Raw genomic sequence first — 20,866 nt, 5'->3', positions numbered from 1 at the left:
GCCGATGAGAGTCGTCGTCCTGCTGCGCTGCACCGACCTGCGAGCCGAGGTCGACCCGCTCACCGGTGCCGTCGCGCGCGACCCCCGCGCGGCCGCGCCGTCGGCCGCCGACGCGGCCGCGCTCGAGCACGGGCTGCGGATCGCGGAGGCCACCGGCGGCACGGTGCTCGCCATGTCCGCAGGCGGTCCCGAGGTCGACGCCTCGCTGCGCGACGCGGCGGCCCTCGGAGCAGACGTACGACGGGTCGCGTGGACGCCCTCCTACGTCGACGAGCTCGCCGCCGACGAGCAGGTCCTCGCCCGCGCGCTGGTCGCGGCCCTGGGCGGCGAGCGCCCCGACCTGGTGCTCTGCGCGGACCGCAGCGCCGACCGGGGGACGGGTGCGCTGCCGGCCTTCGTCGCCCACGAGCTCGGCTGCGTGCAGGCCCCCGGCCTGGTCTCCCTCGAGCTCGTCGACGGCGAGCTGCTCGCCGAGCGACGGCTCGACCTCGGCCGCCGCGAGCGGATGCGGGTGCCGACCCCGGCGGTCTGCTCGGTCGAGGGCGCGGGGGTGCGTTTGCGTCGCGCGCCGCTGCCCGCCGCCCTGGCCGCGGCGTCGCTCGAGGTCCCGGTCGCCCCGGTGGCCGTCGGCCCGTCGCGGGTGCGGGTCGTCGCGGCCCGCGCCTCGCGGCCCCGCCCGCGCCACGTCGCGCCCCCGACCGGCTCGCCCCGCGAGCGGCTGCTCGCCCTCACCGGCGCGCTGCTCTCCCACGAGCCGCCGACCGTCGTCGGGCCGGTCGACGCCGCCGAGGCCGCCGACGTGCTGCTCGACTTCCTCGTCCGCCACGGCTACCTCACCGAGGCCCGCACCGGCTGGGCGGTCACGTGACGGCGGGTGCGCGGCTGGGCGACCTGACCTGGCCGGCCGTCCCCGACGAGGTCCTGGCCGTGCCGCTCGGGTCGACCGAGCAGCACGGCCCCCACCTGCCGCTGTCGACCGACACCGACATCGCGGTCGCTCTCGCGCACGGCCTCGCCGAGCGGCGTACCGACGTCGTCGTCGCCCCGGCCGTGCCCTACGGCGCGAGCGGCGAGCACGCCGGTTTTGCCGGGACGCTGTCGATCGGTCACGAGGCGCTCGAGCTGCTGCTCATCGAGCTGGTGCGCTCGGCGACGGAGACCTTCCGCCACGTGCTGCTCGTCAACGGCCACGGCGGCAACGCGCCGACCCTCGCCGCCGCGGCCGCGCGGCTGCGGGCCGAGTCGCGCGACGTGCTCGTCTGGGCCCCGCGCTGGCGCGGCGACGCCCACGCCGGCCGCACCGAGACCTCGGTGCAGCTCGCGCTCGACCCCTCACGGGTGGGGCCTGCGCGCGACGCGGGCGAGGTCGCGCCGCTGGCTGAGATCCTGCCCGCGCTGCGGCGCGACGGCCTGCGCGCCGTCTCGACCAACGGCGTCCTCGGCGACCCCGCGGGGGCCTCGGCGGAGGAGGGCCGCGCGCTGCTCGCCGAGGCCGTCGACGACCTGGAGGCCACCGTCGTCGCCTGGCTGACGGTCGAGCCCGCATGACGCGGCTGCACACCTTGGTGCGTATGGGGATCCCCGTTCTGCGCGCAGGCTCCCGGATGTGCGAACGGGGATCCCCATTCGCGGATGAGGGGCGTACGACGGAGGGGCAGCCGTGACGCGGGTCGCGCTGGTGACGGGGGCGGCGCGCGGCATCGGGGCCGCGACGGTGCGGGCGCTCGCGGCGGACGGCTGGGCGGTGGTGGCCACCGACCGGTGCGCGGACGACCCGCGGCTGCCCTACGGGCTCGGGACCCGCGAGGAGCTCGACGCGCTGGCCGCCGAGACCGGGGCCCTGGCGGTGGTCGCGGACACCTGCGACGGCGCGGCCCTGGGCGCGGCCGTGGCGGTCGCCGAGGAGCGCTTCGGCGGGCTCGACGCGGTGCTCGCCGTCGCCGGCGTCGTCGCCGGCGGGGTGCCGTTGTGGGAGCAGCCGGAGGAGCAGGTCCGCGCGGTACTGGAGGTCGACCTCGGCGGGGTCGTCACGGCCGCGCGGGTCGGCGTGCCCGCGCTGCTACGCCGCCCCGCGCCCCGCTCGGGTCGCTTCGTCGCGGTCGCGTCGGCCGCCGCGACCCGAGGGCTGCCGCAGCTCGCGGCCTACTGCGCGGCCAAGGCCGGGGTGACCGGCCTGGTCCGTGGCCTGGCTGCCGAGCTCGCCGGCACGGGCGTGACGGCCAACGCCGTGAGTCCCGGCTCCACCGAGACGCGGGTGCTCGACGAGAGCGCCCGGCTCTACCGGCTCGAGTCCGCCCACGACTTCGCGAGCCAGCAGCCGCTCGGGCGGCTCGTCGACCCGGCTGAGGTGGCTGCCGCGATCGTGTGGCTGGCGGGTGCGGGCAGCGGCGCCGTGACGGGGGCGACGCTCGCCGTCGACGGCGGCCTGTCGCTGTGACACCGGGCGGTCCGGCTGCCCGGAGCGACCGCCCTGCGGGTCCGCTGTCGGACCGGCTGCCCGAGGGATTGCCGGTGCACCTCGACCCGCGGGTGCGGCGGTCGGCCGACGGGCGGGTGCTGCTCGGCGGTGACCCGGGTCGGCTGCTGCGGCTCGGGCCGACCGCGGGTGCCGTGCTCGCCGGCCTCGCGCAGGGGCGGGTCGGCTCGCAGCGACTGGCGCGCACCCTGCTCGACGGCGGCCTCGCCCACCCCCGGCCACGGCCGGCTGCGGTGGCCGACGTGACCGTCGTCGTGCCCGTGAAGGACCGGGCCGCTGAGCTCGACGGTTGCCTCACCGCCCTCGGCCGGGCGGCTCCGGTGGTCGTCGTCGATGACGGGTCGCTCGACCCCGCAGCGGTCGCGGCGGTCGTCGCGCGGCACGGCGCCCGACTCGTCCGGCGCGAGACCTGCGGGGGGCCGGGGGCCGCTCGCACGAGCGGGCTCGCGCACACGGGCACGGCGTACGCCGCCTTCGTCGACAGCGACTGCCGCCCCCCGGCGGACTGGCTGTCACGGCTGCTGGGGCACCTCGCCGACCCGGCTGTCGCGGCGGTCGCGCCGCGAGTGGTGGGGACGGCGGGGCCGACCGTGCGGGGGCGGGTGTCGGCGGCCCGCAGCCCGCTCGACCTCGGCGCGCACCCGGCTCGGGTGCGACCGGGCGGTGCCGTCGCCTACGTCCCGACCGCCGCGCTGCTCGTGCGGGTCGCAGCCCTGCCGGAGCCGGCCTTCGACCCGGCGCTGCGCTACGGCGAGGACGTCGACCTGGCGTGGCGGCTGCACGACGCGGGCTGGACGGTGCGCTACGACCCGTCGGTGGAGGTGGCCCACGTCGAGCCCGAGACCTGGCGGGGTGTGCTCACGAGGCGGTTCCGCTACGGCACCTCGGCCGCGCCCCTCGCGACGCGCCACGGGGTGCGCCTCACCCACCTGGTGCTGCGCCCGTGGCCGACCGCCGTCGTCGCGCTGCTGCTGACCCGCCGGCCGGGGCCGGCGCTGCTGGCCGCCGCCGTCCCGACGGTGAGGCTCGCCCGACAGCTCGACGGGCTGCCCGGTGAGGTCGCCGCCGTCACGGTCGCGCAGGGCGTCAGCGGGACCGCCCAGCGGCTCGGCCGGGTCCTCGGCTCGCTCGCGCCGCTGCTGGTCCGTGGCCGCACGGGCGTCGCCCTCGCGGTGCTCCCGCACGTCGTCGAGTGGGCCCGGCTGCGCCCGCCGGTGGACCCGGTGCGGTGGACGGCGGTCCGCGCGGTGGACGAGCTCGCCTACGGCCTCGGGGTCTGGGCCGGTGCGCTCAGGCACCGCACCGCACGACCGCTGCTGCCGTCGCTGCGACGACCCGACTAGCGGTTCCGGGTGCTCGCGACCCCGGCCCACCACAGCACCGTCGCCGCGGCCACCCCGCCCCACCACAGCAGCAGCGTCGCGACGACGAGACCGGGTCGCCCGGCGGCGGCGAGCTCGTCGGCGACGACCGACCCGGAGCCGCTGCGCTGCACGGCCAGGGCGCCTGCGAGCGCGATCACGGCGTAGGCGACGTGCCAGGACAGCACCGTCGGGAGCAGCTGGCGCGCGCTCGGCAGCGGGCCGGTGGTGCGCGGTCGCGGGTCGAGCCCCGGGCCGTGGAGGGTCTGCATCCAGGACCGCAGCAGCACGCCGGGGTCGGCGAGGTCGAGCGGGGCCGCGGCGTAGCGGGCCTCCCGCGCGGGGACGCGCTGGGTGGGGATGCTGCCGACAGGCGCCTCGACGTGCGCGGTCGACCGGGTCAGGGAGTCGTGGTCGGTCACCCGGACACCATCGGCAGTGCAGACACCTGAGTACATGGTCCGTCGGGACCTGTTGCCACGGTCAGCAGGACCAGACTCTGCTGGCCCTCACGGGCCGGGCAGCACACGTCGTCATCCCCGACATGACGTCGCCTGCACGAGGAGGGGGTGCCCCCGGAGAGAATCGAACTCCCGACGCCCTCCTTAGGACGGAGGCGCTCTATCCACTGAGCTACGGAGGCTGGCCGACCCAGGCTACCGGGCCGCGACTAGCCTCGGCGGGGTGGCGGAGGCGGGCAGACGCAGGCGGCGGGCGGTGGGTCCGCCGGGCGCGACGCCGCCCGGCGAGGAGCCCCGCGCGGAGCCGGTCGAGCGCGACGAGACCCCGCAGGACGACGAGCGCTTCCTGAGCGAGCGCCCGCCGCACCACGAGGAGAAGAGCTAGCCGACGGCCTCGAGCTGCTCGACGGTGCAGAAGGCGCAGCGGGTCGCCGCGACCGGGATCTTCGACAGGCACTCCGCGCACTCCTTGACCGGGTCGGAGGGCTCCGGCTCGGTCTTGAACTTGTCCATCAGTCGGCCGATGGGCTTGACCACGAAGAAGTAGATGACGGCCGCGACGATGACGAAGTTGAGCAGTGCGGTGAGGACGGCGCCGTAGCGCAGGAGGACGCCGTCGACGGTGCCGTCGTCGGCGATCGTGCAGGCGCCCTTGAGGCAGGCCTGGTACTGATCGAAGCTCTTGTTGCCGAACAGCCCGATCAGTGGCGTGAGGAGGCCGGTCGTGAAGGCGGTGACCACCGCGCCGAACGCCGCACCGATGACGACACCGACGGCGAGGTCGACGACGTTGCCGCGTAGCAGGAACTTCTTGAAGCCGTCCACGTGCACTCCTCGGGGTGAGAGCGGGGGGGGGCTGACGTTGCGATCATGGACCTGCAAGAGGTCCGACGGCTACTACCTGCAGGTCACACCAGCACTCCCGGGTTGAGTACGCCCGCGGGGTCCAGGGCCGCACGGGCTGCCCGCAGCGCGATCGCGAAGGGCTCCGGCCGCTGCTCGTCGTACCAGGGCCGGTGGTCGCGCCCGACCGCGTGGTGGTGCGTGATCGTGCCGCCCGCGGCGGCGAGCGCCTCCGACGCGGCGACCTTCACCTCGTCCCACTGCGCGACCTCGCTGCCGCGCCGGGCGGGGGCGAAGACGGAGAAGTACGGCGCAGCGCCGTCGGCGTAGACGTGTGTCAGTCGGCACGTCACGCGCCCACCCCCGCAGACCCGCAGCAGCGCGTCCTCGACCGCGGCCGTCACCGACGTCACCAGCGCGTCGAGGCGGTCCCAGGTGATCGCGGTCTCGAAGGTCTCGACGAGGACGCCGAGCAGCACGAGCGACTCGCGCAGGTAGGGCGCGCGGACGAAGGTCGACCGCCACGACTCGCCGGCGGCGCCGCGGGCACCGGCCTCGACGACCCGCAGGCCGGCGCCCTGCAGCAGGTCGAGCAGGGATGCGCCGTCGACCGGGTCGTGCAGCGACTCCAGGCCGAGGACGAGCGCGGCCTCGCCGGTCGTGAGGGTGCCGGTCAGCGCCGACTCGGCGGCGTCGACGAGCCGGCAGGTCGCGGGCCGCGCGCCCGACTGCACCAGCAGCCGCACCGCCTCGCAGCCCGCCGTGAAGGTCGGCGCGGCCAGCGTCGCCTGCCACCGGTGGGCCGGCCGGGGCTGGGCCCGCAGCCACGCCTCGGTGAGGACGCCGAGGGTCCCCTCCGACCCGAGCAGCAGGCGGTCCGGCGAGGGCCCGGCGCCGGAGCCCGGCAGCCGCCGCGACTCCCACACCCCGACCGGCGTCACCGCCCGGACCGACTCGACGAGGTCGTCGACGTGCGTCGCCCCGGTCGAGAAGTGACCGGCGGCGCGGGTCGCGACCCAGCCACCGACGGTCGAGCGCTCGAAGCTCTGGGGGTAGAAGCGCAGCGTCAGGCCGTGCGGCTTAAGGGCCTGCTCGGCGGCCGGTCCGAAGGTCCCCGCCCGCAGCCGCACCGCGCGGCTGGTGGCGTCGACCTCGACGAGACCAGCGAGCCGCGACAGGTCGAGCGACACCGCGGTCTCGAGGCCGCGCGGCTCGACGCCACCGACGACCGACGACCCGCCGCCGAAGGGCACGACCGGGGCCCCGACCGACGCGCACCAGTCGAGGACGTCGACGACGCCCTGCTCGTCTGCCGGCCTCAGCACGAGGTCCGGCACATCGACGAGCTCGCCGCGCAGCCCGCGGATCAGGTCGCGGTAGGCCCGCCCGATCCCGTGCCTGGCCCGGTCGACGGGGTCGTCGGAGGCAAGGTCGCGCAGCGACGCCGGCAGCGCGCCGAGCCGACGGGAGGGCGCAACGACCGGTAGCGGCCCGGGCGTTTCGGGTGGCTGCACCGCGACGCCGGTGACCGCGGCGACGTAGGGCGCGAGCTCGGTGAGCCCCTGCGCGGTCGGCTCGTCAGCCGGGTCGCCCCAGCCCCACACCCGGTAGGAGTCGCTCACGAGACCGCACCTTGCCACGCCAGGAGGAGTACGACGAGAGGCTCAGCGCCGCACCGTCACCGACAGCCGCCCCCCGACCGCTGCGGCGGCGAGGCGGGCCGCCACCTCGGGTGTCGTCGCGACCACGACGAGGCCGCCCTCGCCGAGGTCACCGACAGCGGACGGCACGGCGAGGACCTCGACGCCGCTCGCGACGGTGGCTGCCACGGGCGCGCCGTCGGTGGCCGCGAGGACGTCGACCCGGTCGCCGGCCCGCAGCAGCGCCGCGGCCGCCGGGTCGGCCAGTCTCAGCGGCACCGCGACGGTCCCGATCGTGGCCTTCTCGAGCAGGCCGGAGCCGACGACGCGCACGTCGGTGAGCGTCTCGCCCCGGCGGACCGGCCCGGCGAGCAGCCGGCCGAGCGCGAGCGAGGAGTCGGTCAGCGCCCCGGACGGCACGGCGGCGACCGGCAGCGCGACCCGGGTCAGGTCCTCCTGCGCGACGACCGCGCCGGCGACGAGGTCGCGGGCGGCCGCGAGCACCTCGACGGTCGGTGGCGGGGCGGGGGCGGCGACCGACAGCCCGGCGGCGACCGCACCGGCGGCGAGGCCCGCGGCGAGCAGCGCGCGGTGGCGGCGGACCGCCCGGCGCAGGTCGGCCGGGGTCACGGCAAGGCCAGCGGGAGGTCCATCCCGTCGAGCGCCCCGGCGCACGGGCAGGTCCGCTCGAGGGGGAGGCCCGCGACCACGTCGTACAGCAGTGCGCGCAGTCGCTCGGTGTTGTCGCCGAAGACCCGGAAGACCTCCTCCATCGTCACGCCGCCTGCTCCCTCGACGGAGGCGTCGAGGTCGGTGACGAGGGCGATCGCGGTGTAGCAGAGGGCGAGCTCGCGGGCGAGGACAGCCTCGGGGTGCTGGGTCATGTTGACGATCGACCAGCCTTGCGCTGCGAACCACTGCGACTCCGCGCGGGTGCCGAAGCGCGGGCCCTCGACGACCGCGCAGGTGCCGCCGTCGGTGGGCTCCCAGTCGTGGGTGCGAGCTGTCTCGACGGCGACGGCGCGCCCGACCGGGCAGTAGGGGTCGGCGAAGGCGACGTGGACGGTGCCGTCGTCGTAGAAGGTCTGGGGACGGCCCGAGGTGCGGTCGACGAGCTGGTCGGGGACGACGAGCGACCCCGGCCCGAGGTGCGGCTGCAGGCCGCCGACCGCGCAGGGCGCGAGGACCTGGCGGACCCCGAGCGCGCGCAGCGCCCAGAGGTTGGCGCGGTAGGGGATGCGGTGCGGCGGGAAGCGGTGGTCGGCGCCGTGGCGCGGGAGGAACGCCACCTCGCGGTCTCCCACGACACCGACGACGACCGGGTCGCTCGGCGGGCCGAACGGCGTCTCGACCTCGACCTCGCGGACGTCGGCGAGGAAGCGGTAGAAGCCGGAGCCCCCGATGACGCCGATGTCTGCCATGCGCAGAACCCTAGGACGCGATCCGGGCCTCGCGCCCGTCGTCCACAGGTCGGTCTGCGGTCTCGCTGGCGTCGGTGACGGCCAGCCCTAGCGTGCGCGCGACACCGCCGCGAGTTCGCCGACTCGGCGGGTCGACCAGGAGCAGCTGTGAGCGACTACTACCGGCTGCACTCCCTGACGCAGACCGACGCAGATGCGGAGCTCATCAAGCGCACCGGCCGGCTACGGGGGTACCCGTCACGGTTCAGCGGCGACCGGCCCTTGGCCCAGGCGTACTACGGGCCGCTCCCACCAGGAGCATCCGGCATCGAGTTCGTGACCAGCGTTCAGCCGGACCGCAACGGAGACCCCGTCGAGGCGAACTGGTCCGGGTGGCGCCATGACGTCACGCTCGGACATGACCCGACGCGTGACGAGGACTACGCTGAGATCCCGGTCGAGGTGACGAGAATCCTCCGGAAGGAGGACGCATGAGCGCCGACAAGTCACAGGCGAAGGTCCTCCCGGTGGAGGTCCTCGTCGAGCAGGGTCTCGAGCTGCGCTACCTGGCTGATCTCGACATGTCTGCGGCGGACCTGAGCCAGCACACCGGCTTGCCCTTCCACGACGTCACCGACGAGATGGGGCGCAGTGCCGAGCTGCTCCTCGAGCTCGAGGGTCGGGTCTACGCCCTCGTCGCTCGGCTCGACTCACACCTGCCGGACCAGACTCGGGTCCGGGTCAGCGGGCAACGCAGTCTGACCGCGCTCGTCGAGCTCCTCAGCGCGCTCGGCCTTCCCGAGCAGGTGGTCTCGAACGTCGCGACCGAACGGCTCGTCGCGCACGTCGCCTGACGTCAGGCCGCGGGGGTGCTCGAGGTGCTCGCGGCGGCAGGCTTGGCCGAAGGGGTGCTCTCGGTCTTTGTGCTGTCGGTCTTCGGGCTGTCGGTCTTCGCGGCGGGCTTGTCGGCGCTGCTCGAGGACGACCGGCTGTCGGTCTTGTAGAAGCCGGAGCCCTTGAAGACGACGCCGACGGCGGAGAAGACCTTGCGGAGCTGACCCCCGCACGCCGGGCACTCCGTGAGCGCGGCGTCGGTGAAGGACTGGACGGCCTCCAGCGACTCTCCGCACGCGGTGCAGGCGTACTGGTAGGTCGGCACGGTCTCTCCTCGGGCGTCGGGCGGTGCAGCGGCGAGTGGCGTGACTGGCTGGCACTCGCGGGTGGTGAGTGCCAAGTGTGCCAGGTGCCCCCGGCGCGCGTCCACAGGCGTCGACCCAGCCGTCGGCGGTCAGGTGACGCTGAAGCTGCCGCTCATGCTCGGGTGCGGGTCGCAGATGTAGGTGTAGTCGCCGGCCTTGAAGGTCACGCTCCAGGTCGGCGACTCCTTGCCGTCGACGCTGGTCTCCATCTCCACGCCGTCGCCCTTGAGGGCGAAGTTGTGGATGGTGCTCTCGTCGGTCACCTTGATCGAGTAGGTGCCGGCGGCCAGCGTCGTCACGGCGTTGCCGGTCTCGTCGGTCAGCGAGATCTCGAAGGCCTGCGGCGACTCCTTCGTGCCGACCAGCGCGAGCAGGGTGCTGCCGGCGGCGGGCGCGGTCCCGCCCGTGGTCGCGCCGGTCGTGGGGCCACCCGCGGTGGTCGGGGCGGACAGCGTCGGGTCGTCCTCACCCCCACCGCAGGCGGTCAGGGAGAGCAGGGCAGCGGCGCCGAGGGCAGTGGCGGTCCGGGTGACGAGCACGAGCGGTCCTCTCGATGGGGTGATGCAGTTATCAACGTTCGTACGGCCACCGGGCGTGCCCGGTTCGACGCAGTGGCGAGAGCCACACCGCCGACGAGCTAGGGGACCTCGACGGTCAGCCGGCCGGTGCGCACGTCGTAGATCGCGCCGAGGACCGGCATCGCGTCGGGCAGGTAGTGCAGCGAGCGGATCCGCTGCACGTCGTGCTGCAGCGTGGCCGTCTGGTCGGTGATCGTGTGGAAGTCCAGCGACCGGCTGTCGACGCCGCTCTCCCGGGCGATGGTCGCGTGCACGACCTCGTCGGTCACCTTGGCCATGCCGCAGTCGGTGTGGGCCACGACGACGACCCGGTCGACGCCGAGCAGGTGGTGGGCGAGGACGAGGCTGCGCAGGACGTCGTCGGTGACGCGCGCGCCGGCGGTGCGCAGGATCTTCGCGTCGCCGCGCTGCAGGCCGAGCATCCGCAGCGGCTCGATGCGCGAGTCCATGCAGGTCACGACGGCCAGGCCGCGGGCGGCCCTGCCCGGCAGCCCGTCGTCTACGAACTCCGCCGCGAAGTCGCGGTTGGCCGTCAGTACGTCGTCGAACGCATCGCTCATGCGGTCAATCCCACCAGGCCCAGTGACGGCGTCACGACCCACCCCACCCGCACGTCGTGCGGCTCGACCGGCAGCGCGTCGAAGAGCTCGCCGTCGTGCAGCAGGGCGACCGTCACAGCGCCGGTCCTCGCCAGCGCCCGGTCGTAGCTGCCACCGCCCCGCCCGAGCCGCACCCCCGACCGGTCGACGGCGACGGCGGGCACGATCACCAGGTCGACACCCGCGACGGCCGCCACCCCCCGGCGTACTCCCTCGACCTCCCAGTCGAGGTCACCGTCGCCGAGCAGCACGGGCAGCAGGGCGCCCTCGACGAGCGGCGGGCGCGGCTCGAAGGGCAGGGGGGAGTACGACGCGACGCGCGCCGCCTGCGCGAGCAGCGGTCGCAGTGCCGCAGTCGTGCGCCGGGCACTCGCCTCGAGGGTGTCCTCGGTGAGGTCGCGGCGCGCGGCGAGGACGTTGCTCCGGATGGCGGACTTCGCGCTGTGCCGTCCGGCCTCTCCGCCACTGGGCTCCACCGTGGGAGCATGGCAGGGCGGGGGCACCGGGCTGCCGCGCGGCCTGGCCGGGTGACGAGGGGAGCGGGGCGTGACGCTGCGCACCCGCCTGACGGTGGCGTTCGTCCTCGTCGTCCTCGTGCCGCTGCTCGTCGGCGCCGTGCTCGTCATGCGCCTCGTGCCCGCGGCCGTCGAGGGCCGCCAGCTGTCGGGGCTGTCCGACACCGCTCAGACCGCGTCGAACGTGCTCGCCGGCTACTGCCATCGGGCGCAGGCCGCCGCCATCGCCGCGGGCCGGGCCTCGTCGGGGCTCGGACCCAAGGTGGCGACTCCCGAGCTCGCCCGGCTGGTCGAGGGCGGCATCGCCGACGGACTGCGTGTCCTGGACAGCTCCGGCGACCTGGTGGGGGAGTCGGGTCGGCTGCCGACGACCCCCGTCAGCTGCGAGTCCGGCGCGGCCGTCGACGAGCCGTTCATCACCCAGGTCCTCGAGCTGCGCACCCCGACCGGCGCCCCCGCGGGCACCGTCATCGCGGCCTTCGAGGTCGACACCCGCTTCGCGACGTTGCTGCGCGACGCGACCCGCAAGGACGTCGTCGCGCTCTACGCCGGTGACCGGGTCGTGGCCGCGACGGGCACCGTCTCCGGCGCGCTGCTCGACGCCGCCCGCGCGGCAGGGGGTGACGGGGTCGTGGTGGGCGGCCAGGCGGCCGTCTTCCGCCGGGCCACCGAGTCCCAGCCCCTCGGGCTGCTCGTCGTCGAGCCCGTGGAGGCCGGGCCCGGTGTGCTGCCGGTCGCCTCGCTCGTCCTGCTCGGCGCGGTCGGCCTGGCGTCGCTCATCGCGTTGGTGCTGGCCCGCGCCACCACCCGGCCCCTCGAGGAGCTCGGCGAGGCGGCGGCCCGCATCGCCGCCGGTGACCTCGAGACCACGATCCCCGTGCGCTCCCGTGACGAGGTCGGGACCCTCGCCGCGGCCTTCAACGACATGACCGAGGACCTGCGGACCTACATCCGCGCCCTCGAGGCCAGCCGCGACGAGCTGCAGGCCGGGCTCGCCCGGCTCGGCGACACCCTGTCGAGCACCCACGACCTCGACGGCATCCTCGCCGTCGTCCTCGAGACCGCGATGGCCGCGACCCGCGCCCGCGCCGGCATGGTGCTGCTGCTCAGCCCGGACCGCTCCGAGCTCGTCCTGCGGGTCGGTAGGGGGCTCGAGCCGCACCGCATCCCCGACGACCTGCGGATGCCCGCTGGCACCGGGGTCTCGGGTCGTGTCGCGTCCGGCGGCGAGCCGGTCGTCGGCCGCGTCGGCATCGGTCCAGGTGCGCTGCACGGCGCGGTCGGCGAGCCGACCGCCACCAGCATGATCGCGGTGCCCCTGCGGTCCGGCGGCCAGGTCATCGGCGTGCTCGACCTGTTCGACCGGGCCGACGCGGAGGACTTCACCGAGTCCGACCTCGCCACCATCCGCACCTTCGCCTCGCAGGCGTCGGTGGCCGTCGACAACGTCGTGCTCCACGAGGAGGCCCAGCGGCTGTCCATCACCGACGGCCTCACCGGTCTGTGGAACTACCGCTACTTCACGATGACGGTCGCGAAGGAGATCGAGCGCGCCGCCCGCTTCGGCCGCCCGCTGACCCTGCTCATGATCGACGTCGACCACTTCAAGGCGGTCAACGACACCCACGGCCACCCGCGCGGCGACGCCGTCCTCGTCGAGCTGGCGGGCCGGGTCAAGAGCCAGGTCCGCGACGTCGACACCCTGGCCCGCTACGGCGGGGAGGAGCTCGTCGTGGTCCTGCCGGAGACCGACGAGGAGGGTGGTCAGCAGGCCGCCGAGCGGATCTGCGACGCTGTGCGCCGACGCCCCTTCGGCGACCCCGGCCAGGACCCTGTCGACGTCACCGTCTCGATCGGCGTCGCGGTCTTCCCGCTGCACGGCGCGTCGTCGTCGACCCTGCTGCGCCGCGCCGACGAGGCGCTCTACGACGCCAAGGACTCCGGCCGCGACACCTGGCGCACCGCCGGCCCGCGGGTCGTCGACCTCAGCGACCTCGACACCCGTTGAGCGCACGGCACGGTCCGGTCACGCGCGGCCACTAGGGTCGCGGCATGCCCCTCCGCTCGACCATCACGAAGGCCGTGATCCCCGCAGCCGGCCTCGGCACGCGCTTCCTGCCCGCCACCAAGGCGACGCCCAAGGAGATGCTCCCGGTCGTCGACAAGCCCGCCATCCAGTACGTCGTGGAGGAGGCCGTCCGCGCCGGCCTCACCGACGTGCTCATGGTGACCGGTCGTGGCAAGCGCCCGCTCGAGGACCACTTCGACCGCAACGTCGAGCTGGAGATGTCGCTCGAGGCCAAGGGCGACACCGCCAAGCTCGCACTGGTCCGGGCCACCTCGGAGCTGGCCACCGTGCACTACGTGCGGCAGGGCGACCCCAAGGGCCTCGGCCACGCGGTGCTCGCGGCGGCGCCTCACGTCGGCGACGAGGCCTTCGCGGTGCTGCTCGGTGACGATCTCATCGACGAGCGAGACCACCTGCTCGAGGAGATGGTGGCCGTGCAGCAGCGCGAGGGCGGCAGCGTCGTGTGCCTCATGGAGGTGCCGCACGACCAGATCAGCCTCTACGGCTGCGCCGCTGTCGAGGGCACCGGCGACGTCGTCCGCATCACCGGCCTGGTCGAGAAGCCACGGGTCGACGAGGCCCCGAGCAACCTCGCCATCATCGGCCGCTACGTCCTGTCGCCCACGGTCTTCGACGTCCTGCGCCGCACCCCGCCCGGTCGCGGCGGCGAGATCCAGCTCACCGACGCGCTCCAGGAGCTCATCTCGCTCGAGCCCGTGCACGGCGTCGTCTTCCGTGGCCGCCGCTACGACACCGGCGATCGGCTGGACTACCTCAAGGCGGTCGTCCGGCTCGCTGCCGACCGCGAGGACCTCGGGCCGCCCTTCACCGCCTGGCTGCGCGAGTGGCTGGACGCCCGGGCGTGAAGCCGGTCAGCCAGCACCTCGCCGACGTCTTGTCGGTCGTCTCCGTGCTGCCCCCGCTCGAGCTCGGCCTGATGGACGCCCACGGCTGCGTGCTCGTCGAGGACCTGGTCGCCCCCGCGCCGCTGCCGGGCTTCGACAACAGCTCGATGGACGGCTACGCCGTGCGGACCGCCGACCTCACGTCGCTGCCGGTCACGCTGCCGGTCGTGGGCGACGTGGCCGCCGGGCCGGCGTCGCCACTGCGGGTGCAGCCCGGCCTGTGCGTGCGCATCATGACCGGCGCGACGCTGCCCGCCGGCGCCGACGCGGTGGTCCCGCTGGAGTGGACCGACGGCGGTGTCGCGCAGGTCCGCATCGACCGCGCACCCCAGCCGGGGGCCTTCGTCCGGCGGGCCGGCGAGGACGTCCAGGCAGGCGAGGTCGTGCTGACCGCCGGCACCCACCTCGGTGCGGCGCAGATCGGGCTCGCCGCTGCGGTGGGTCGGTCGCGTCTGCACGTCCGGCCGCGCCCGCGGGTCGTCGTGCTGTCCACCGGCAGTGAGCTGGTCGAGCCCGGCGAGCCGCTCGGCCCCGGGATGGTCGCCGACAGCAACAGCCCCGCGCTGACCGCCGCGGCGGTGGAGGCCGGGGCCATCGCCTACCGCGTCGGGCTCGTCCCCGACGACCCGCGTCGGCTCGCCGACGCGATCGAGGACCAGCTCGTCCGCGCCGACCTCATCGTCACCAGCGGCGGGGTGTCGGTCGGCGCCTACGACGTGGTGCGCGAGGTGCTCGCCCGTCTCGGCGACGTCGCCTTCGAGCGGGTGGCGATGCAGCCCGGCATGCCGCAGGGATTCGGCACCATCGGCCCGGACCGCACCCCGGTCTTCGGCCTGCCCGGCAACCCGGTCAGTGCACTGGTGTCGTTCGAGTGCTTCGTCCGTCCGGCGATCCGCACCATGCTCGGCGCCACCCCCGTCGAGCGGCCGCGGGTCGTCGCGAAGTCGCTGACCGCGCTGGACTCCCCGCCCGGCAAGCGCTCCTTCCTGCGGGTGCAGCTCGAGGTCATGGACGGGGTCTACGTCGTCAGTCCGGTCTCCGGCGCCGGCTCCCACCTGCTTGCCGGCATGGCCCGGGCCAACGCCCTCGCCGTGGTGCCCGAGGACGTCGAGCGCATCGAGCCCGGCGGCGCGGTCGAGGTCCTCGTCCTCGAGCGGCGCGGCCGGTGACCGGCTTCACCCACCTCGACGACGAGGGCGCGGCCCGCATGGTCGACGTCTCCGCGAAGGACGTCACGGCCCGGTCCGCGACCGCCACCGGTCGCGTCGAGCTGTCCGCCGAGTGCGTCGCCCTGCTGCGCGACGGCGCCGTCCCCAAGGGCGACGTGCTCGCCGTGGCACGGGTCGCCGGGATCATGGCCGCCAAGCGCACCCCCGACCTCGTCCCGCTGTGCCACCCGCTCGCGATCACCGGAGTCGACCTCGACCTGGCCGTCGACGACGCCGGGGTCGCGGTCACCGCCACGGTCCGCACCACCGACCGCACCGGCGTGGAGATGGAGGCCCTGACGGCCGTCACGGTGGCCTGCCTGACGGTCGTCGACATGACCAAGGCCGTCGACCGCGCCGCCGTCATCACCGCGGTGCAGGTCGACGCGAAGTCCGGGGGCAGGAGCGGCACGTGGGCGCGGTAGGCCTGCCGCCGGGCGCCCGCGCGCAGGTCGTCACCGTGTCGGACCGCTCCCACGGAGGGGCCCGCCACGACAGCAGCGGCCCGCTCCTCGCAGAGCTCCTCACCGACCTGGGGTTCGCCTGCCCACCGGTGGTCGTGGTGCCGGACGAGGTCGCCGACATCCAGCGGGCGCTGCGCGAGGCAGCGGCAGCGTCGTACGACCTGGTGGTGACCACGGGAGGGACGGGGCTGTCCCCGCGCGACGTCACCCCTGAGGCCACCCGGCCGCTGCTCGAGCGCGAGGCGCCGGGGCTGGTCGAGGCGCTGCGGCAGTACAACCGCGAGGCCGTGCCGACGACGATCCTGTCGCGTGGCGTCGCCGGCACCATCGGCACGACGCTCGTCGTCAACCTGCCCGGCTCGACCGGCGGGGTGCGCGACGGCGTCGCCGTGCTCGCCCCGGTCGTCGGGCACGCCGTCGCGCAGCTGCGCGGCGGCGACCACTGACCGGTGGCGACCGCGCCGGGCTGGCCGGTGTCGCTGTCGAGCGGTGACGTCGGCGTGCGGCCGCTGCGCCTGCGTGACACCGTCGCGTGGGTCGAGGTGCGGCAGGCCAACGAGGCCTGGCTCGCCCCGTGGGAGGGCGCGCCCGCGCGGCTCGGCCCGCCCACCGCGAGCTGGGCGGAGCGCCACACCGCCGGCGTCTTCGCCGTCATGCTGCGCCAGCTGCGTGCGGAGGCTCGGGGTGGTCGCTGCCTGCCCTTCGCGGTGACCTGGCAGGGCCGCTTCGTCGGCCAGGTGACGGTGTCGGGGATCGTGCGCGGCGCCTTCGACAGCGCCGCCGTCGGCTACTGGGTCGACGGCCGCCACGCCGGTCGCGGCATCGTCCCGACCGCCCTCGGGCTCGTCGTCGACCACTGCTTCGGCCCGGTCGGGCTGCACCGCATCGAGGCCAACGTCCGGCCGGAGAACACCGCCTCGCGCCGGGTCGTCGAGAAGCTGGGCTTCCGCGAGGAGGCCCTGCACCTGCGCTACCTGCACATCGACGGCGCCTGGCGCGACCACGTCGGCTACGCCCTGACCGACGACCGCCCCAACCCCTCGTTGCGTCCTACGCCGTGAGCGTCGAGGTGCAACGCCGCCCGCAGGACGCAACGCGTGGGGAGGGACGGTGAGGTGAGAGCACCCTGTCCTGCGGCAAAGCGGTGCGCGACACACCGGCGCGCGTCCGACGCCTGACGGTCACCCGTCGTTAGCGTCGTCGCCGTGGGTAGCGGCCTGATCCTCCTGGTCATCGTGGGGGCGTGGCTCGCGGTGCTGGTGCCGATGGCGCTGCGGTCGCACGACTCCACCTCCTCACTGTCGTCGGTCGACCGCTTCAGCGACGCGATGCGGGTCCTGAGCCGGCGCGAGGGCACGTCCTCGACCAGCCGGGTCGGGCAGCGCTCGCTGGTCGTCCTGCCCGCGCCCCGCGCGCCCGCGCCGACGGTGTCGCTCGCGGTCCGCCGTCGGCGTACCCTCCTCGGCCTGCTGGCCGCCGCCGCCGTCACCCTGCTCGGGTCGCTCGTCGCCGGCCCGCTGCTGTGGGTCCACCTGCTGCTCGACGCCCTCGTGGTCGCCTTCGTCGTGCACTGCCGCCGACAGGCGCAGCTCAAGGCAGCGCGTACGACGCACCGCCCGCCGGTCCGCGCGTCCGCACCGGCCCGCGCCGCCGCTCCCGCCCGCCCGGCGACGACGGCCCGTCCCGCCGCACCGGTCCGCGCGGCCACGGGCCGGCCCGCCCCGGTCGCTGTCGCAGCAGCTGCCCAGGTGGGTCGCGCGGCTCGCGGCGTCACCCCGGCGCACGTCGTCGGCATCCCGGACCGGATGCCCGCGCGGCCCGCTCCGCTCACCGCACCGCTGCCCGCCCCGGCCGCCCGCCACGACGAGCCGGTCGCCGGCAGCCTCGGCGAGGCCTGGTCGCCGGTGCCCGTGCCGGTCCCGACCTACGTCACCAAGGCCGTGGCCCCGCCGCGCCGCCCGCGGGTCCTCGACCTCACCAAGCCCGGCGAGTGGAGCGCGACGCTCGACGCCGGTCTGGACATCCTCGACGGCCCGATCGGCCGGGCTCTCGACGACGACGACGAGCTCGACTCGATCCTCGAGCGGCGGCGCGCGGTCGGCGACTGACGGCTGGTAGCGTTTCGCACCGCACGACCGACGGGGCTGTGGCGCAGTCCGGTAGCGCACCTCGTTCGCATCGAGGGGGTCAGGGGTTCGAATCCCCTCAGCTCCACCCGTCCGCACGTGAGCCCCGAGGCCGACCGGCCCGGGGCTCTCGTCGTCTCCCACCGGCCCCGGATGTGGCGATCATGCCCGTGAGCCTGAGCGTCCGTGATCGCCACATCCCCATGACGGGGCTGTGCGCGAGGGGCCCGGCCGGCGTCAGATCCAGGTGGAAAACCACATCCGCAGCCGCCAGTCGTCGTAGGCCAGGGTCTGCGCGGCGAGGACCGGGTAGAGCAAGACGAAGTTGAGCAGCACCGCGGCGACGTAGACCCCGATCCCTGCGGACGCGGCTGCCCGGCGTCGTGGTGTGGCGTCGCGACCGCCGAGCGCCCAGCCGGCGACCAGCGCCAGGCCGAGGCACATGAAGGGCACCGCCGGCAGGGCGTAGAACAGGAACATCGTGCGGCCGTCGAGGTCGTCGCGGACCCACGGCACGATCGCGGTGAGGACCATGACGAGCACCGCGGCGGCCCGCCAGTCGCGGCGCGAGACCCAGAGCCACAGGCACACGACCAGCATCGGGATGGTCGCCCACCAGATCGCCGGCGTGCCGATCGCGAGGACCTCCCGGGCGCAGGAGGCGGCGGTGCAGCCGTACTCCCCGGCGCCGACGCCCTGCGGGTAGTAGTAGGACACCGGCCGGGCGAGCAGCAGCCAGCCGATCGGGTGCGACTGGTAGGGGTGCGGCGACGACAGGTTGTCGTGGAAGCCGAAGATCTCGCGGTGGTACTGCCACCAGGACCGCAGGTCGTCGGGCAGCAGGGTCGCGAGCCCGCTGGCCGGGTTGCTGGCCGCCCAGTTGCGGTCGTAGCCCTCGTCGGTGAGGAACCACCCCGCCCACGACAGGACGTAGAGCGCGGCGGGCAGGACGAGCAGGGTGAGGAGCAGCGGCGCGACGGAGCGGACGACGGTGGCGCGCACGGGGGCGACGACCCCGGCCGTACGCCGGGCGCCGACCTCCCACGCGAAGGCCATGAGCACGAGGACGACCACGTAGAACAGCGCGCTCCACTTCGTCGCGACGGCCGCACCGATGCAGATGCCGGCGGCGAGCCGCCACGGACGGCGCCCGACCCGTGGCCCCCACCCGTCGAGGTCGTCGTCGTCGGCATCGGCGAGCCGCTGCCTGACCGTGTCGCGGTCGACGACGAGGCAGGCGAAAGTAGCGGTGACCCAGAAGCACAGGAAGATGTCGAGCATCGCGACCCGGCTCTGCACGAAGTGCAGTCCGTCGAGCGCCAGCAGCAGGCCGGCGAGGCAGCCGAGCAGGGTGCTCCCGGTCATCCGGCGCGCCGCGCGCACCAGCACCACGATCGTCAGGGTGCCGAACAACGCCGCCGAGAAGCGCCACCCGAAGGTGCTGGTCTCGCCGAAGGCCCACTGGCCCATCGCGATCGCCCACTTGCCGAGCGGCGGGTGGACGATGAAGCTGCCGCCGTCGGTGACCAGGCAGTCGGAGTTGCCGTCGGCGGCGTTGCGCTCGACGCCGTAGCGGAGCAGGTTCTTCGCGTCGCAGGCGTAGTAGATCTCGTCGAAGATCTTGCCCGCGCCGAAGGTCCCGCCGTTCTTGGCCTCGACGCCGGTGCCCGGGATGTCGAGGCGGACGAAGCGCAGCAGCCCGCCGATGAGCGCGACCAGCAGCGTGGCGAGCCAGCCGCCCCGACTGCTCGTCAGCGGCTGAAGTCGCTCGCGCCAGGTGGGACGCGCGTCGGCCGGCGGCACGACGACGGGGGCGGTCTCGAGCGTGGCCGTCATGGCGCGCAGCCTAGGAGCCGGAGCCGCTCCGCGCAGGGACCCGGTGGCCGGGCAGACTGCTCGCGTGCCCCTCGTCCTCGCCGGTGTCCCGATCGGGCAGCCGGGCGACGCGAGCCAGCGGCTGCGCGACGCGCTCGCGACCGCCGACGTGCTCGCCGCCGAGGACACCCGTCGTACGACGCGGTTGTGCCACGACCTGGGCGTCACCTACACCGGGCGCCTCGTCAGCTACTACGAGGCCAACGAGGCCGAGCGCACGCCGGTCCTGCTCGAGGCGCTGCGCGAGGGCCGGACCGTCCTGCTCGTCACGGACGCCGGCATGCCGTCGGTCTCCGACCCCGGCTACCGGCTGGTGGCGGCCGCCGCCGCGGAGGACCTGCCGGTGACCTGCCTGCCGGGGCCCTCAGCGGTGACCACGGCGCTGGCCGTGTCGGGCCTGCCCAGCGACCGCTTCTGCTTCGAGGGCTTCCTGCCCCGCAAGGCCGGGGCGCGGCGGACCCGGCTGGCCGAGCTGCAGGCAGAGCGCCGCACGGTGGTGCTCTTCGAGGCGCCGCACCGGCTCGCCGACGCGCTCGCCGACATGGTCTCGGTGCTCGGCCCGGACCGCCGCGCCGTCGTGTGCCGGGAGCTGACCAAGACCTACGAGCAGGTGCTGCGCGGCACCCTGGGCTCGCTCGCGCAGTGGGCGACCGGCGAGGTTCGCGGCGAGATCACCCTGGTCCTCGCCGGTGCCGAGGAGGTCCGCGCGGACCTCGACCTCGCCGCCGAGGTGGCCCTGCGGGAGGCGGCCGGCCTGACCCGCAAGGAGGCCGTCACCGCGGTCGCGTCGGAGACCGGCGCCCCGCGCCGCGCCGTCTACGACGCCGTCGTCGCGGCGAAGCGCCAGGCGCAGCCCTAGCCCTCGATCGATGATGGAGCTGCAGGGGGCGTGACGGCCCGCTGACGACAAACCCGTCGAGGACCGGTCACGGGCTCACTAGGGTTGGTGGCATGTCCCGCCACGTGCTCACCGCGGTCGCCTGGCCCTACGCCAACGGCCCGCGCCACATCGGCCACGTTGCCGGTTTCGGTGTGCCCTCCGACGTCTTCAGCCGCTACATGCGGATGGCCGGACACGACGTACTCATGGTCTCGGGCACCGACGAGCACGGCACCCCGATCCTGGTGGCCGCCGACCAGCAGGGCGT

26 protein-coding genes and 2 tRNA genes are annotated in these 20,866 nt (G+C 75.0%); 17 read left to right on the top strand and 11 right to left on the bottom strand.

Features of this window, described 5'->3' with window-relative positions; genetic code table 11:
- Positions 1–4 precede the first annotated feature (4 nt).
- The 4 genes from Q8R60_03460 to mftF all read left to right on the top strand — a co-directional run bounded on the left by Q8R60_03460 (position 5) and on the right by mftF (position 3,819).
- A complete protein-coding gene (locus Q8R60_03460; protein MDP3711527.1) occupies positions 5–868 on the top strand; it encodes a mycofactocin-associated electron transfer flavoprotein beta subunit in 864 nt (287 codons plus the stop codon).
- Complete coding sequence (mftE, locus tag Q8R60_03455; protein MDP3711526.1) at positions 865–1,548, top strand: mycofactocin biosynthesis peptidyl-dipeptidase MftE; 684 nt, start codon at positions 865–867, stop codon at positions 1,546–1,548. Before Q8R60_03460 ends, mftE begins: the two co-directional genes overlap by 4 nt.
- A gap of 112 nt (positions 1,549–1,660) precedes the next feature.
- Positions 1,661–2,437, top strand: coding sequence for a mycofactocin-coupled SDR family oxidoreductase (locus Q8R60_03450; GenBank protein ID MDP3711525.1), 777 nt, complete (start codon positions 1,661–1,663; stop codon positions 2,435–2,437).
- Positions 2,438–2,511: 74 nt separating this feature from the next.
- A complete protein-coding gene (gene mftF, locus Q8R60_03445) occupies positions 2,512–3,819 on the top strand; it encodes a mycofactocin biosynthesis glycosyltransferase MftF (protein ID MDP3711524.1) in 1,308 nt (435 codons plus the stop codon).
- Here the strand turns inward: mftF and Q8R60_03440 are convergent.
- Both Q8R60_03440 and Q8R60_03435 read right to left on the bottom strand, forming a co-directional pair.
- Entirely contained in the window at positions 3,816–4,259 is a 444-nt protein-coding gene (locus tag Q8R60_03440; protein ID MDP3711523.1) for a hypothetical protein, read from the bottom strand. The two genes, mftF and Q8R60_03440, sit on opposite strands and share 4 nt — an antisense overlap.
- A gap of 148 nt (positions 4,260–4,407) precedes the next feature.
- Positions 4,408–4,480 (bottom strand) — tRNA-Arg (locus Q8R60_03435).
- Between the two features lie 41 nt (positions 4,481–4,521).
- Here Q8R60_03435 and Q8R60_03430 point away from each other — a divergent pair.
- Positions 4,522–4,683, top strand: a complete 162-nt coding sequence (locus Q8R60_03430; GenBank protein MDP3711522.1) for a hypothetical protein — start codon at positions 4,522–4,524, stop codon at positions 4,681–4,683.
- On the opposite strand, the gene mscL is transcribed toward Q8R60_03430, so the two are convergent.
- The 4 genes from mscL to Q8R60_03410 all read right to left on the bottom strand — a co-directional run bounded on the left by mscL (position 4,680) and on the right by Q8R60_03410 (position 8,202).
- Positions 4,680–5,123, bottom strand: a complete 444-nt coding sequence (gene mscL / locus Q8R60_03425) for a large conductance mechanosensitive channel protein MscL (GenBank protein ID MDP3711521.1) — start codon at positions 5,121–5,123, stop codon at positions 4,680–4,682. The genes Q8R60_03430 and mscL overlap by 4 nt on opposite strands.
- An 83-nt stretch (positions 5,124–5,206) precedes the next feature.
- The gene (locus tag Q8R60_03420; GenBank protein ID MDP3711520.1) at positions 5,207–6,763 is read right to left on the bottom strand and encodes an FAD-binding oxidoreductase; all 1,557 of its coding nucleotides are present in this window, start codon (positions 6,761–6,763) and stop codon (positions 5,207–5,209) included.
- 42 nt (positions 6,764–6,805) lie between these two features.
- Complete coding sequence (locus Q8R60_03415) at positions 6,806–7,411, bottom strand: SAF domain-containing protein (protein ID MDP3711519.1); 606 nt, start codon at positions 7,409–7,411, stop codon at positions 6,806–6,808.
- Positions 7,408–8,202 (bottom strand): S-methyl-5'-thioadenosine phosphorylase, encoded by a 795-nt coding sequence (locus Q8R60_03410; GenBank protein MDP3711518.1) that lies wholly within the window; start codon positions 8,200–8,202, stop codon positions 7,408–7,410. The genes Q8R60_03415 and Q8R60_03410 overlap by 4 nt, the downstream gene beginning before the upstream one ends.
- Positions 8,203–8,349: 147 nt before the next feature.
- Between Q8R60_03410 and Q8R60_03405 the strand changes: the two genes are divergently transcribed.
- Together Q8R60_03405 and Q8R60_03400 are read left to right on the top strand one after the other, a co-directional pair.
- Positions 8,350–8,676 carry a hypothetical protein gene (locus tag Q8R60_03405; protein MDP3711517.1) on the top strand — a complete coding sequence of 109 codons (327 nt, stop codon included), beginning with the start codon at positions 8,350–8,352 and terminating at the stop codon, positions 8,674–8,676.
- The gene (locus Q8R60_03400; protein ID MDP3711516.1) at positions 8,673–9,035 is read left to right on the top strand and encodes a hypothetical protein; all 363 of its coding nucleotides are present in this window, start codon (positions 8,673–8,675) and stop codon (positions 9,033–9,035) included. The genes Q8R60_03405 and Q8R60_03400 overlap by 4 nt, the downstream gene beginning before the upstream one ends.
- Before the next feature lie 2 nt (positions 9,036–9,037).
- Here Q8R60_03400 and Q8R60_03395 read toward each other — a convergent pair whose 3' ends face one another.
- The 4 genes from Q8R60_03395 to Q8R60_03380 form a co-directional block, all read right to left on the bottom strand.
- Positions 9,038–9,340: a zinc ribbon domain-containing protein gene (locus Q8R60_03395; protein MDP3711515.1), complete on the bottom strand. Its 303-nt coding sequence runs from the start codon at positions 9,338–9,340 to the stop codon at positions 9,038–9,040.
- Between the two features lie 129 nt (positions 9,341–9,469).
- Entirely contained in the window at positions 9,470–9,919 is a 450-nt protein-coding gene (locus tag Q8R60_03390) for a hypothetical protein (GenBank protein MDP3711514.1), read from the bottom strand.
- A gap of 98 nt (positions 9,920–10,017) precedes the next feature.
- Positions 10,018–10,518: a carbonic anhydrase gene (locus tag Q8R60_03385; GenBank protein MDP3711513.1), complete on the bottom strand. Its 501-nt coding sequence runs from the start codon at positions 10,516–10,518 to the stop codon at positions 10,018–10,020.
- Positions 10,515–11,033 carry a 5-formyltetrahydrofolate cyclo-ligase gene (locus Q8R60_03380; GenBank protein MDP3711512.1) on the bottom strand — a complete coding sequence of 173 codons (519 nt, stop codon included), beginning with the start codon at positions 11,031–11,033 and terminating at the stop codon, positions 10,515–10,517. Before Q8R60_03380 ends, Q8R60_03385 begins: the two co-directional genes overlap by 4 nt.
- A gap of 70 nt (positions 11,034–11,103) precedes the next feature.
- Between Q8R60_03380 and Q8R60_03375 the strand changes: the two genes are divergently transcribed.
- The 8 genes from Q8R60_03375 to Q8R60_03340 all read left to right on the top strand — a co-directional run bounded on the left by Q8R60_03375 (position 11,104) and on the right by Q8R60_03340 (position 17,931).
- The gene (locus tag Q8R60_03375; GenBank protein MDP3711511.1) at positions 11,104–13,080 is read left to right on the top strand and encodes a diguanylate cyclase; all 1,977 of its coding nucleotides are present in this window, start codon (positions 11,104–11,106) and stop codon (positions 13,078–13,080) included.
- A 44-nt stretch (positions 13,081–13,124) separates the two neighbouring features.
- Positions 13,125–14,006, top strand: a complete 882-nt coding sequence (gene galU / locus Q8R60_03370) for a UTP--glucose-1-phosphate uridylyltransferase GalU (protein ID MDP3711510.1) — start codon at positions 13,125–13,127, stop codon at positions 14,004–14,006.
- Positions 14,003–15,214, top strand: coding sequence for a molybdopterin molybdotransferase MoeA (locus Q8R60_03365; GenBank protein ID MDP3711509.1), 1,212 nt, complete (start codon positions 14,003–14,005; stop codon positions 15,212–15,214). The genes galU and Q8R60_03365 overlap by 4 nt, the downstream gene beginning before the upstream one ends.
- 38 nt (positions 15,215–15,252) lie before the next feature.
- Positions 15,253–15,678: a cyclic pyranopterin monophosphate synthase MoaC gene (moaC, locus tag Q8R60_03360; protein ID MDP3711508.1), complete on the top strand. Its 426-nt coding sequence runs from the start codon at positions 15,253–15,255 to the stop codon at positions 15,676–15,678.
- Complete coding sequence (locus tag Q8R60_03355) at positions 15,666–16,163, top strand: molybdopterin-binding protein (GenBank protein ID MDP3711507.1); 498 nt, start codon at positions 15,666–15,668, stop codon at positions 16,161–16,163. The genes moaC and Q8R60_03355 overlap by 13 nt, the downstream gene beginning before the upstream one ends.
- Positions 16,164–16,166: 3 nt before the next feature.
- Complete coding sequence (locus tag Q8R60_03350) at positions 16,167–16,778, top strand: GNAT family protein (GenBank protein ID MDP3711506.1); 612 nt, start codon at positions 16,167–16,169, stop codon at positions 16,776–16,778.
- 144 nt (positions 16,779–16,922) lie between these two features.
- Complete coding sequence (locus tag Q8R60_03345) at positions 16,923–17,825, top strand: hypothetical protein (GenBank protein ID MDP3711505.1); 903 nt, start codon at positions 16,923–16,925, stop codon at positions 17,823–17,825.
- 32 nt (positions 17,826–17,857) lie between these two features.
- A tRNA-Ala gene (locus Q8R60_03340) sits at positions 17,858–17,931 on the top strand.
- A gap of 149 nt (positions 17,932–18,080) precedes the next feature.
- Here Q8R60_03340 and Q8R60_03335 read toward each other — a convergent pair.
- Positions 18,081–19,679 (bottom strand): phospholipid carrier-dependent glycosyltransferase, encoded by a 1,599-nt coding sequence (locus Q8R60_03335; protein ID MDP3711504.1) that lies wholly within the window; start codon positions 19,677–19,679, stop codon positions 18,081–18,083.
- A gap of 64 nt (positions 19,680–19,743) precedes the next feature.
- On the opposite strand from Q8R60_03335, the gene rsmI reads away from it, so the two are divergent.
- Both rsmI and Q8R60_03325 read left to right on the top strand, forming a co-directional pair.
- Positions 19,744–20,577 carry a 16S rRNA (cytidine(1402)-2'-O)-methyltransferase gene (gene rsmI, locus Q8R60_03330; GenBank protein MDP3711503.1) on the top strand — a complete coding sequence of 278 codons (834 nt, stop codon included), beginning with the start codon at positions 19,744–19,746 and terminating at the stop codon, positions 20,575–20,577.
- A 92-nt stretch (positions 20,578–20,669) separates the two neighbouring features.
- A partial coding sequence (locus Q8R60_03325; GenBank protein ID MDP3711502.1) for a class I tRNA ligase family protein occupies positions 20,670–20,866 on the top strand: 197 nt, incomplete at its 3' end.

Source organism: Mycobacteriales bacterium (assembly GCA_030697205.1).
GTDB lineage: Bacteria > Actinomycetota > Actinomycetes > Mycobacteriales > SCTD01 > JAUYQP01.
This window is presented reverse-complemented; position numbering and strand designations above follow the sequence as displayed.